Origin of the sequence: Spirulina sp. CCY15215 (genome assembly GCF_016888125.1) — a bacterium.
In the GTDB taxonomy this organism is placed as follows: domain Bacteria; phylum Cyanobacteriota; class Cyanobacteriia; order Cyanobacteriales; family Spirulinaceae; genus CCY15215.
In genome coordinates this window covers 1-12,065 of record NZ_JACSWA010000619.1, presented here as the reverse complement: position 1 = coordinate 12,065, position 12,065 = coordinate 1, and the positions used below count along the sequence as shown (strand labels likewise).

Genomic DNA, 12,065 nt, shown 5'->3' with positions numbered 1-12,065 from the left:
GAGAGTGCGTTCCAAGCTGAAACTCTATGCAGTATTCAACGGTTTAAATCAAGGTTTCTCCCTCAATCCCCATCGCCTTGCGTTGGGGTTGTTGAACGGATACTCCAAACCAACTGCGGGCAACCCAAATTACCCCTGTTGCAGCTGTGACGAATAAAGGTAAAAAAATAATCGGGGCAATCAGGCGATGCCATTTGCGTAAATCGCGTTGATCCATGTCGATAATCCTTGTAAATAGATTCTATCCAATCTAGTTTAAAGCAAAATGTAGAAAAAAGTTAAGAACTTGAGCAAGATAATGCCGTTAGATAGTTTGAACTCAAGCACAATAAAAACCAATGTTCTCGGTAGGGATATTAGTATTACTTCCCCACAATCTTATGACTCAAACCAACTTACTCGAATTAGCTAAACAGGGAGATCCTGATGCGATCGCCGCATTACTCGCCCGTCAATTTCAGCCCAAAGGAATTACTGTAACGGCGACATTAGAAGAAAAGTGTTTGTATTTAGCGATCGCAGCGGCCAAAGTGCCTAAACAAACAACTTTTAGCAACTATTTACACCAATCTCTCGACAAACTGACCCCTCAAGCTATTCATCGTGTTGAAATCTCTGGTTATAAACAGGGAGATTCTCATTCCAGTTGGAGTGAAGAATTTTCTCTCTCTGTCCCCTCTATTCCTTCTCCTATTTCGCCTAGTTGGGCTTCCCTTGCTTTTTATTATCAATTCTGGGGATATATTCAAAGGTGTTTCAGCTTTTTAAAACTCAATTTTGAACTCAGGAGAGAAAAAGAAAAGAAAAGAAAAGAAATGGAAACATGGGGGGAAGAATGGGAAATTGATGCTCTTTCTGTCTCCTCAAGCCCTCATATTCCTCCTACGCCGCTATCCCAAAAACCGTTATGGCGACAATGGCTTGTTGTTAATATGAGCGGTGGTGCAATCTATTTAGTATTGCAACAAATTCTCTTATTCTTAGGAATTGTTCCCAGTCTCTATCGCAATACAACCCTAGGGATTTTTTTGGGTATCCTGACGATCGCCTTAGCTCAATCTGCACTCCTGCAAAAACGCCTTTCCCTGGGGGGATGGTGGATTCCTGCAACTTTAGGGGGATTGGGTGCAGGGGCGATCGCGCAGCCTTTTCTACCTCCTCCATTAGGTGTGGGAGTCGGAATTATTGCCAGTACATTGATGCAATGGTGGGTATTGAGAAAATCGATTGAACAGGATTTGTTGTGGATCTGGGGGAATTTGCTCGGACTTGTCGCGGGAGTTGGTATTGTGTCAGGAATTATGTCGGTTTTGAAAGCAGCAAATACCCGACAGCACGTTGAGGAAACAGTAATGGGAAATGGGCAATTTCTCTTTGTTATAATCCTTGGATTTCTCATTTTTAGCAGTATTCAAGGTCTGATAATGGGTCGGTTATTACCCGATATTTCTCAACGACGACAAAAACCAGCGCGATCGCTTCAAGAGTCGCGATTTGCAACCTTATGGGGTTTGACAGTAACATTGGGTTTTTTCCTGTTTCTCACCATTGCAGACATGGGAGGATCGGGGATCGATGCGTTATTGGGACACGGCTTTTATGGTTGCGTTATTGGGTTAGGTGCCGGGGGTTTACAATCTCTGCTACTGCAACAAAAATTAGTTGGGAGGGATAATGTCCGCGATCGCTGGATCTTGGCAACAATGCTAGGATATAGCCTCTTTTTTGGACTATCTGGACTGGTGGGGGTAAAACTGGAGTTTTTGGCTCTCTTTTTGTCCTTGGGTGGGGCGATCGTTGGGGCTTTACAATGGCGTTGGGTTTTATGGAAACAACTACCGCGATCGCATTGGTGGATTGCTGCGATGACCTTGGGAGGCTTATTAACGGGGTTCAGTCATAATGGTTTGAGTGGGGGTTTAATCGCAGGAGGAATGATGATTTGGTTGCTACAAGGGCGATCGGATGTTTGATTTCCCAGAAGAATTTCAACTATGATAATCCTGACGACTTCATCATCACTACTGCTCTCATGCCTAAGATTATTGCCGTCCATTCATTTCGTCACGGAACGGGAAAATCGAGTTTAACTGCTAATCTGGCCGTTGCGATCGCCCGAGAAGGCTATCGAGTCGGTGCGATCGATGCAGATATCGAGTTAGCAATTCCCAGTAATTTACCTGGAATTTACTCATATTTCGGGCTGCAAAAATCTCATTATCTCGGAGACTATATCCAAGGACGGGCAACCATAGCAGAGATCGGACAGGAGGTAAAGAAAGAGCATTTTTCTGGGATTATTGATGAAAAGATAACTGGTAAAATTTACTTATTTGCTCGGGATTTATCCAGGCAAGGACAAGCCCATTATCCGGAGTTTTCCGATCTTAAAATCCTCAGTACCCTCCTCGATCAAATTACCGCCAATTTCAATCTCAATTATCTTTTGATCGATCTTTATCCAGGATTAAATGAAACAACTTTATCTCTGTTGGCGTTGTGCGATACTCTTTGTTTAGTATTAGGGTTAGAACGGGCTGATTTTCAAGGAACGGCTGTTATTCTTGATGTTGCCAAGCAACTCGATATTCCCCAAACCTGTTTACTGGTGAATCGAGTTCCAACCGATATCGATCGCCTCTGGCTCAAAAAGCAAGTTTCTTTGGCTTACGATACGGCGATCGTAGATACTCTTCCCCAGATTGAGACAATGTTACCCCATCAACACAAACAAAATATTGCTGCTAATATCTTTGCCAATATCTTTTCTTTGTGCGATCGCAACTCTCCTTCTGCTTCAGAATTTCAACAACTGGTCAAGCGAATGATGGAGGAAAATATACCGCAAAATGCTCCTCGACAGGAACACGAAACGACTATGGGGTTAAGTCTTCTCGACCTTCTCGACCTTCCTGAAAGCGAACGAACTCTATTTCATTCCGTCTTGCGTCGGCGATCGATTACCTTCGAGCAAATTTTACAACAGACGCATCTCGAACCCGAAATCGCCCATTCTATTTTGGCAGATCTCTTAGCCAAAGGATTACTCAAACAAGTCGAAGACCAAGGAACAATTTACTATCGACCTTATCTTACTCCCAAACAAGGTAGAAAGTTAAATGCACAAATCTGGGATGTCCTGACGGAAGAAGAGAACCATTAACAAAGATTTCCATGCAACATTTTCTTTCGCTTTTGGATTGGCCTGCACAGGAATTAATGCAACTGATCGATCGCGCTAAAACCCTCAAACAGGAATTTGTTTTAGCAGAGAATTCCACCCTCTTACAGGGTCAAAACCTGGCCTTGCTCTTTGAAAGGGCTTCTTTACGCACTCGGGTCAGTTTTGAAATTGCCATGAGACAGTTAGGAGGAGACTCTTTGTACTTACATGGTCAAGAAATTGGTTGGGGAAAACGAGAATCTATTCCGGATATTGCCCGTACTTTTGGAAACTATGTTCAGGGGATCGTGGTGCGAATTAACGATTACCAAAAACTGCAAGAATTGGCACAATGGTCGGCTATTCCTATTATCAATGGATTAACTGCCTATAATCATCCTTGTCAGGGGATGGCTGATGCTTTAACCCTGTATGAGGAATTCGGGCATTTACAAGGTTTAGAAATGGCTTATCTTGGACGTAGCAACCAAGATGTGGCGCGATCGCTCTTATTTGCGGCGGTTAAATTGGGGTTTCGTTTGGTCATTAGCAGTCCCGAGGCTTATAGCTTGGATGAGGACAGTCTCAACCTCGCCCGTTCCCTAGCTGGGAAAACCGTTGTTCGGCGCGTTGATGACCCTCAGCGTGCCGTTAAAACCGCAGATGCTCTTTATACCGATGTCTGGATTTCTCGGGGCAAAACCGATGAGGTAGAAGCCGGAAATCGCGGACGCATCCTCGCCCCCTACCAAATTAACGATCGCCTCCTCGAGGCTGCCCCCGATCGCGCCATCGTCATGCACTGTATGCCTGTCAACCGAGAGCAAGAAATTACTAATTCTGTCGCTGATGGCGATCGTTCTCGCCTTTTTCAACAAGCGGAAAATCGCCTGCATCTACAAAAAGCCCTCTTACTTAAACTATTGACTTAATTATTTCTATTACCATTTATGAAGACATTTCTATCCCGCGTTTTTCGTCTTCAACCAGGAGAAAGCACTCTCGTCCTCATTTTGGGGTTTTTATTGCTCAGTAACTCCCTCGCTAGGCAGATTTCTGATGTTGTTGCCGTGAGCGGTTTTTTGAATACCGTGGGAGCCAACCGCATTTTATTGGTTTGGTTGGTGGATATGGTATTAACCATTGCTATAACGGGATTACAATCGTTATTTGTCGATCGCTTTAATCGTCGCGATTTGATGAGTTGGATGTGTTTTGTTTATGGCATATTGCTACTGATTTTGCGTTTAATGTTTACCTTTAAAGTCCCCAGTGGCATTAATTACACCCTGTTATATTTACTCGCAGAACAGCAATTATTATTTTTCCCCCTCGTTTTTTGGATTTTAGCTAATGATCTTTTAACCTTAGCTCAAGCTAAACGTTTATTTCCTATTATTGCCACGGGCAACTTTGCCGGGCAAATTCTCGGTTTGGCGATCGCCGCCATTTCCCCCAGTATCATGCAATATTTTGGTTTGCAAGTTGAAGAATTACTTTTATTTAATGTCTTAATTTATCTGATTGCTTATGCGGTCTTGCAGGGAGGATTAAGTTATTTGCCTCGAAGAAATAATCAATACAAACCTGAAAATCTCGTTGAAACTTTAACCGAAGGTGGCGGCTTCGTGCGGGAGGTTTTATCCTTTCGCTATCTCACTTTTGCTATTATTGCCATTAATATTTGTTTGACTATTTTTGAATTTCGCTTTTTGGTCGTCTCCAATGAAAGTTTTCCCGATCTATACGGCTATCAAAGATTTTACAGCCTTTATCGTTTGGGATTGATCTCGGTAGCGTGGTTTATCCAGGGGTTTTTAACCAGTCGTATTCTTGAATTTCTCTCGTTAAAAAATAGTTTTTTCTTTTTACCCTTAGCACAATTAATTGCCTCGGTTAGTATGATTATTTTTCCTGGCGCTATTGGTGGAATCGGGGGTTTCTCCCTTTCTAAACTTACTCAGTTAACGGTTGATGAATCTGCCCGAAAATCAATTCAGTCCCTGGTTCCCTTGCAGCGTCGCGGTCGGGTCAGTTTGTTTATGGATAGTTATTTATTCGCCATCGGCACGATTATTGGCTGTATTATAACAGGAGCTATTGTTTGGACTGGGATTCGCCTCAATACATCCTTGTATTTTTATGTTTATCTGGCGATCGCCGTGTTAACCTCTTTGTTTACTTTATGGTCAATTTTCAAGATGCGGAAATTTTATGATATTAGTTTACTTAATTGGCGATTAAAACGACGACAGCGCGGCCAAAGTATCATTGATAAACTAAAATTTTAGGATAAGGAAAAATAGAGATGAAAAAAATCAAACAAAACGATAAATTAATTCGATTTTTTGGTCTAAGAGTCAAGATGTTGCTGCTCTTCACCATCGTGTTTAGCGGTGTATTTGCTGTTGCTTATTATTGGTTTTATCAATTTGCGACAGAAACAGCATTGCGACGAATTAAAGAAGATTTACTCGATACCATGCAGGCTGCTGCGGAAGGGGTCAATGGGACAGAGTTATTGGCATTATCGAAGACGAAAAAACCCAGACCGGAAGGCTATCGAGATGTTACGGATTCTCGCTATTGGGAACACGTTCAATGGTTAGCGACTGTGGAAAAGATAGAGCCTCGCGCTTATGTTTATACTTATGTTAAAGGTCCGAAACCTAATAGTATTGTTTTTGTGGGGAGTGGTAGTGCTGCAAATACATCTCGCAATTTTCAAGGTGCAAAATTTCTTGAATACTACGAACCAAAAACCCAAATATACCAAGGTTTAAGCCAATTAACTCTTAGAGATAAGCCCTATCAAGACACTTGGGGAAGTTGGATTACAGGGTATCGTCCTCTCAAAAACGAAGCAGGAAAAGCGATCGCGGCGATCGGGGTAGATTTTCAAGCTGACTATGTATATGAGGTACAAGAAGGAGTAAGAAGTCGTATCCTTGTTGCTTTTAGCATTACTTATGGTACGCTTTTCGTGTTAGTTTTATTAGTATCCGAGGTGATTACTAAACCCATTGCTAATTTTACCAAAGCGGCGGAACAAATCGGCGAAGGAAATTACGAACAGGATTTTTCTGCATTTATTCAGAGACGCTTTTCTGATGAAATTGGTACTCTTGCTTCGGTATTCGATCTGATGGTAGAAAAGGTTAGCAAACGGGAAGAAAAACTAAAAGAACAAGTCAAAGTTTTGAAAATTGAGATCGATCAAGTTAAACGTCAAAAGCAGGTTAATGATATTGTTGAATCAGATTTTTTTCAAGAGTTACAAGTAAAAGCACGGGAACTTCGCAAGCGCAACCGCAATAAAAAACAATAGTACCACCTTGCAAAAGGAAGAGAACTTTGTAAAGATTTATTAAAAATTATCTGGTGAGTGCATAAAACGGGGGGCGATCTCAAGAGAAGAGTAAGGAACCCTACTCTAATGTTTCGCTGCGCCATGACTGTACTCGACCAAAATCCCGATTCGTGCATCTGTCCGGACTTACGTGACTATTGGCATCTCGTGCAACGGAAAGAGGACAAGCAGTGCTTGCTTAAATCGACCTCAACTCCTCACGAAATAACCCTTTCTGCTGAAGAAGATTATGCACTGAGGCATTTTACCGGACAATTTAACATTACTCAAATCCAAAAACAATGTCGGCAAAAATATCCAGATATTTCCCCCACTTTTGTTGAGAAATTATGCGATCGCCTGCTCACAGAAGGTATTCTCAATGAAAGCATTGCTCAACCTTATATCACTTTAAAGCCAGAAGCCAAATGGATCGAACATCCTGCCGGATATTGGTTATTGCGAAACCCTAAAGGTACACCAAAATGGGGTTTGATCCAGAAACAAATCCCTAATTTAGTTTATCTTTTTTTCAACCAATACAGTTATGAAACGATACAACTTCTCGAACAATTTCCCCTCGAAACTGTTGTAGATCGGTGCAATTATCCCAGCCAACAGTTACAACAACAGCGACAAATTCTTGCTGCAACGGGAATGCTTGCTGGCATCGATCCACCTGCAAAAAAAGGATTTTCTCTCAATCCCTTACAATTATTGTACCTGCAAATTCCTTTATTTGACCCCGATCGCTTTTTAAGTCTCTATATCGATCGCTTGTCTTGGTTGTGGACGAAAATGGCGGGTTTTTGCTTGGCTTTATTTCTCACCAGTTGCGCGATCGTCGGTTGGAATCAGCGCTTAGAAATTGCCTATACGGGGGCAAAATTATGGGAATCTTACAGCAATTCTCTCATCTTACCGTTTATTTTTCTCTCGCTTTTTGTTGTTGTCATCCACGAACTCGGTCACGCTTTTACCCTGAAACATTTTGGTGGTATCGTACCGGAAATCGGCTTATTACTCATGATGCTATTTCCTGCCGCATATACCAACACCACGGACTCTTATCGCCTCCCGCGTTGGCAGCGTTTATTAGTGGTTGGAGCGGGAATTCTCGTACAACTGACCATTGCTGCGATCGCCTTAACAATCTGGAATTTTGCCATTCCCGGTAGTGCTTTACAAATTACCAGTTATCTGCTTTTAATTGCCGCATTATTTACCCTTGCTGTTAACTTAAATCCCCTGGCTAAATTTGATGGTTATTACTTCCTTGTCGCATTGACAGGAATTCTCAATCTGCGATCGCGAGCAAGAGCGTTTTATTTTAATCTCTTCACGGGAAAACCCCTACAAGAGCCACAAAATACGCGCTGGGTTTTGGCGATATATGGACCCTTAAGTTTGCTTTATCTCTGGTTCATTTTTGGCTTTTTAATCTTGCGAATTTTGCAATGGTTTTGGGTAAATCTGCCCCAAATAAGCCAAAGTATTCTTTTGATCGCCCTCATCTATTGGCTCTTTTCTAAGTTATTTTCTTCTTCTCGTTAACAACATCTTGCAATATAACTATGTCATCTTCTTCTCGTCCTCCTCTTAAAGCCGTTCCTCCGGCGAATATTCCTCAAAAACAGGCAAAAGGAACACCTCCTCCTTCTCCACCTGTATCCCCTCCTCAACCGGAAAGTCGCACTCCTCGCAATTGGTTTCGCATTGGCGCGATCGCCTTTATTTTAACCGTGGGAGGAGTTTATATCCTTTCTCCTGCAAAGATTTACGTCAAAGGAATTGCTCGTTTTAAATCCCCTGAGAACCAAACTCAACCTATTTTTCTCGATTTTCCGGGGAAAGTGAAGAAATTTTGGGTACGTTATGGGGAAGAAGTAGAAAAAGATCAGCATATTGCGGATGTAGATGCGATCACCTTAGAATCTGAAATTGCTCAAAAAAAGGCACAACTTCAGGAAAAGCAGGCACAATTAGCAACTCATAAAACCCAGATTACTATTATCGCAGCCGAACTCATGGGACAACAACAACAAACCGCGATCGCCTATCGTCGCGAGGAGGATTTTCGCAGTAAATTAAATCGCGGTACTAATGCGCCAGAAATACAGCAAATCATGCAGGAAATTAATGCAATTGGAACGCGATTACAGACTATTAAAAGCGAACGAGTTAAACTGGTACAGCAATTAAAAGGTGTAGAAAGTATTGAGCAAGAATACGATAAGCCAGCCATGCAAGCATTGCGAGAATCGAAAGCAATTTCTCGTATTTCTTTAATGAAGGAAATAAAAGATATAGAATCTCAAAAAGCCACCTTACAAGCCCAGATTCAACAACAAGATCAGCTTGCTATAGAAATAAAACATCAAATTCAATCCAAATCTGCTGCGTTAGAATTACTGCAAGAAAATCGTCAAGAACGCTTACAAGACCATCAAGATGAGTTTGTTTCTCAAGCTGCCAATATAGTCCCATTGCAGCAACAATTGGCGGCAGCTAAAACTACAGTGGAGAGTTTACTTCCTGTTATCGAAACTTTAGAAACGGAGGTGCAGAAGCTAGAAAAACTGCATTCTGAAAATATTGTCATTAAATCTCCTCTTGCTGGAACAATTATTACGCCAGATTTGTCACAAAAAATCGGTCAAAAAATAACTGAAGATAAACCTGTTTTAGTGGTGGCTAATCTCGATGAAATGGTAGCTACGATTAAAATTAATCAAGGAGATGCAGGGTTGGTGAAACAACAATTTTTAAGCAAGCGGGAATTACCGGTTAGATTGAAGCCGCGAGAGATTGAAGCTAAGGCATTTAATAGCACAATTAAAGATATCGAACCCGTATTTGAAAGCGATGAATCGGGACAAAAACAATTAATGCAGGTGAGGGCGACTTTTGATAATCGCGATCGCATTCTTTCTCCTAATTCTGAAGCTGATGCGTCTATTGAGGTGGAAAGTTTACCTCGCTATCGTATTTGGTGGCGAGAAATTTGGAAGCAATTGCGGCAATATTTTTAGGTATTCGGTGATTTTACTGAGGTATTTTGTACTTATCGGAGAGGTTTGTAAAGTTATGATTAGGACTGATGCAGCCAACGCAATTTGCCCATTTTGGGGGAGAAAATCCTCTGAAGTCAGATGATTTAGAGGGTTGCGTGAGTCCTGACGATAAAAAAAACTAGATTTTTTGAAAAAACCCTTGCCAGAGAAAAAAGAATCGAGTATGCTAACAAAACATAGAGTTATTTTTGAACTTAGAGAGTTCACAACGAGTTAAAACCTACAACTCGTTGATTCACATACAACCGCGCCAATCGCCTTCACAATCTAGATTCGCAACCTAGATTTTCAACAACCTGCTTCAAAACCTACAGAGTTTCGCGATCGCCAGTGAGAAGAAAACAAATTTTGTTGATTTCTCGCTTATCCTTTAGCCGATCGAGTATCTACCCATGTTACTTTCATTACAAATACTACAGAACCTATTTGCTACGCCGTCTCGAAAAAAGAAAAAAGAGGAACCGGAAGGCGATCGCTTTCTGCAATCCTTTGTACTGGAGCAAATTTTAACCCCCAGTGCTTTAGTTGATAATCCTAACGATTCTAGCGACGATCTCGATCTGGATATCGATGATGTGGATGATGGAATCGCAGAAGATTTAAGTGGGGACGATGGTAAGGATGTTGGTTCTCCAGATGCACAACCGTCTCCTATTAGTGTTGATGACTATGATGTGAGTCCTTGGATTATTCCCGATAAGTTAGAGAATCCAGGGGTCTTCATTGTGGGAGAAACAGGAGAAGTCGGAGTTGACTTTCTCTTTGACGGCGGTAAATATGAAGGCGAAATTGCCATCTTCAGCCTAGAAGGAATGGACGATATTGAGGTGGGATCGGAAGAGTTTATCCGCCTCGCCGCCGAACGTGCTTTAAGTGATTCTCCCCTCGGTCATGTAGTCATTCAAGATGCCACAGAGGGCGCTAAGTTCAGCAATTCTACCTGGGAACCAGACTTTAATTCGGGGGATTACCAAGGGGTAAAAACCGTGACCATGAATTCCGGCGATCGCTTTGCAGTGATGCTGGTTCCCAATGGTACGGTGGAGCAAGTTTACGATAATCCCGCGATCGGGGGGAGCAAGACCCCGTTATTTTCCCTCGACAGCGCCAACCCCGAGGATGGCTTGTATCTAACCCGCATGGCAGATGTGACGGGGGATGGGAATACATTTGCGATGGAAGATTGGCGACTGGATGCCAATAGCGATCGCGACTATAACGATATTGTCTTCCAAGTGCGCGGGGCAAGGGGAGACGCGCCGTTGATGGATGAGATGGTGAATCCGGCGCGAGATTGGCGCAATGATGATTTTGGTCAAGCGTTGATTTCCTATGCCCGCGCTTACACGGACGGCACGGATTATGATGCTTTACAAACGGATTTTGCCACCTCGGATCAGCCGTTAGTGGGCATCATCGACACCGGTTTCAGTGGCGATAATCCCGATATTGACTATTCGCGCATCGTTTCGGGTTCCGATTTCATCGATGGCGATGGCGATCCTTTCTTGGCTGCGGGGGAAGGAGATAACCACGGCGATCTTGTTTTAGATGGTTTTAGCGATATTAATGATGATGCGCCGATTTGGGTTGGTCGTGCTGTAGGCTCGGGTAAATGGGCTGAATCTTTGATTGAGTTCGTGGATGCGGCGCGAGAATCGGGACAACCTAATGCTGTTGTTAATTTGAGCATGGATTTGACTCAAATTGATGCTGAGGGCAATATTAGCACCCGGTACGAGTTTACGCCTTTGGAAATGGCAGCTTTGGAATATGCCCGTCAAAATGATGTCTTGGTTGCGGTTGCTGCTGGGAACGAAGGGGGCGTGATATCTGCTTTGGGTCAGGCTTCCGAACAGTTTGATAATATCATCACCGTTGGCTCCGCCGAGCAAATTGATGCTGATGCTCCTGTTTGGCAAGGTTTTGATCGTGCGGAATACTCAAGTTATGGCTATGGTTTGGATATCGTTGCTGATGGTACTTTAGAAGATGCACAGGGAACATCTTTTGCAACGGCTCGGGTTACGGGGGCTGCTTCTCAAATTTGGGCGGCAAATCCCGAGTTAAGTTACCGTCAAGTCAAAGATATTTTGACGAAGACTGCGATCGATCTGAATGCACCGGGATGGGATGCGGAAACGGGTGCGGGTTTACTCAATCTTGCGGCGGCGGTACATTTAGCGAAGACAATAAAAGAGGAGGAGTTGGATAAAGAGTTGCAGTTTGTGCCGTTAACTTGGAGTGGGGAAGGCAAGGTAACGCCGATGGAACGGGCTGCAAATGGCATTTCTTCGGGTTCTTCTGGGGGTGGTTCTTCGCCTTCTTGGGGTTCATTCTTGGGGATTTTTGGTAATCCTACCAGTTCGGGTTTTAAGGATCTTCTCGAACGAATTTTTAAGCGGTTCTATAATTCAGTAGCACCAGTGACCCATGAATTTGATATTCCTGATGGGCGACAAATCCGTGATGTGTCAGG

At 42.8% G+C, this 12,065-nt stretch carries 9 protein-coding genes; 8 read left to right on the top strand and 1 reads right to left on the bottom strand.

Annotation, left to right across the window (positions count from 1 at the left end; all coding sequences use genetic code 11):
• Positions 1-43 precede the first annotated feature (43 nt).
• Complete coding sequence (locus JUI58_RS25740; protein ID WP_204106722.1) at positions 44-217, bottom strand: hypothetical protein; 174 nt, start codon at positions 215-217, stop codon at positions 44-46.
• 163 nt (positions 218-380) lie between these two features.
• Here JUI58_RS25740 and JUI58_RS25735 point away from each other — a divergent pair, with 163 nt between their 5' ends.
• The 8 genes from JUI58_RS25735 to JUI58_RS25700 all read left to right on the top strand — a co-directional run.
• Positions 381-1,973 carry a hypothetical protein gene (locus tag JUI58_RS25735; protein ID WP_204106721.1) on the top strand — a complete coding sequence of 531 codons (1,593 nt, stop codon included), beginning with the start codon at positions 381-383 and terminating at the stop codon, positions 1,971-1,973.
• Complete coding sequence (locus JUI58_RS25730) at positions 1,943-3,163, top strand: MinD/ParA family protein (protein ID WP_204106720.1); 1,221 nt, start codon at positions 1,943-1,945, stop codon at positions 3,161-3,163. Before JUI58_RS25735 ends, JUI58_RS25730 begins: the two co-directional genes overlap by 31 nt.
• Before the next feature lie 11 nt (positions 3,164-3,174).
• Positions 3,175-4,095: an ornithine carbamoyltransferase gene (gene argF / locus JUI58_RS25725; RefSeq protein ID WP_204106719.1), complete on the top strand. Its 921-nt coding sequence runs from the start codon at positions 3,175-3,177 to the stop codon at positions 4,093-4,095.
• A gap of 18 nt (positions 4,096-4,113) precedes the next feature.
• A complete protein-coding gene (locus JUI58_RS25720; RefSeq protein WP_204106718.1) occupies positions 4,114-5,454 on the top strand; it encodes a hypothetical protein in 1,341 nt (446 codons plus the stop codon).
• A gap of 17 nt (positions 5,455-5,471) precedes the next feature.
• Positions 5,472-6,491, top strand: a complete 1,020-nt coding sequence (locus tag JUI58_RS25715; RefSeq protein WP_204106717.1) for a HAMP domain-containing protein — start codon at positions 5,472-5,474, stop codon at positions 6,489-6,491.
• A 123-nt stretch (positions 6,492-6,614) separates the two neighbouring features.
• On the top strand, positions 6,615-8,066 hold the full coding sequence (locus JUI58_RS25710; protein WP_204106716.1) for a M50 family metallopeptidase: 1,452 nt from the start codon (positions 6,615-6,617) through the stop codon (positions 8,064-8,066).
• 20 nt (positions 8,067-8,086) lie between these two features.
• Entirely contained in the window at positions 8,087-9,544 is a 1,458-nt protein-coding gene (locus JUI58_RS25705; RefSeq protein ID WP_204106715.1) for an HlyD family efflux transporter periplasmic adaptor subunit, read from the top strand.
• Positions 9,545-9,978: 434 nt separating this feature from the next.
• Positions 9,979-12,065, top strand: a 2,087-nt coding sequence (locus JUI58_RS25700; RefSeq protein ID WP_204106714.1) for a DUF4114 domain-containing protein, incomplete at its 3' end; no start/stop codon positions are given.

What these genes read in the sequence shown, in the direction of transcription:
- JUI58_RS25740 (WP_204106722.1), bottom strand. Translation starts at nt 217, where the DNA reads ATGGATCAACGCGATTTACGCAAATGGCATCGCCTGATTGCCCCGATT.
- JUI58_RS25720 (WP_204106718.1), top strand. Translation starts at nt 4,114, where the DNA reads ATGAAGACATTTCTATCCCGCGTTTTTCGTCTTCAACCAGGAGAAAGC.
- JUI58_RS25735 (WP_204106721.1), top strand. Translation starts at nt 381, where the DNA reads ATGACTCAAACCAACTTACTCGAATTAGCTAAACAGGGAGATCCTGAT.
- JUI58_RS25710 (WP_204106716.1), top strand. Translation starts at nt 6,615, where the DNA reads ATGACTGTACTCGACCAAAATCCCGATTCGTGCATCTGTCCGGACTTA.
- JUI58_RS25705 (WP_204106715.1), top strand. Translation starts at nt 8,087, where the DNA reads ATGTCATCTTCTTCTCGTCCTCCTCTTAAAGCCGTTCCTCCGGCGAAT.
- argF (WP_204106719.1), top strand. Translation starts at nt 3,175, where the DNA reads ATGCAACATTTTCTTTCGCTTTTGGATTGGCCTGCACAGGAATTAATG.
- JUI58_RS25715 (WP_204106717.1), top strand. Translation starts at nt 5,472, where the DNA reads ATGAAAAAAATCAAACAAAACGATAAATTAATTCGATTTTTTGGTCTA.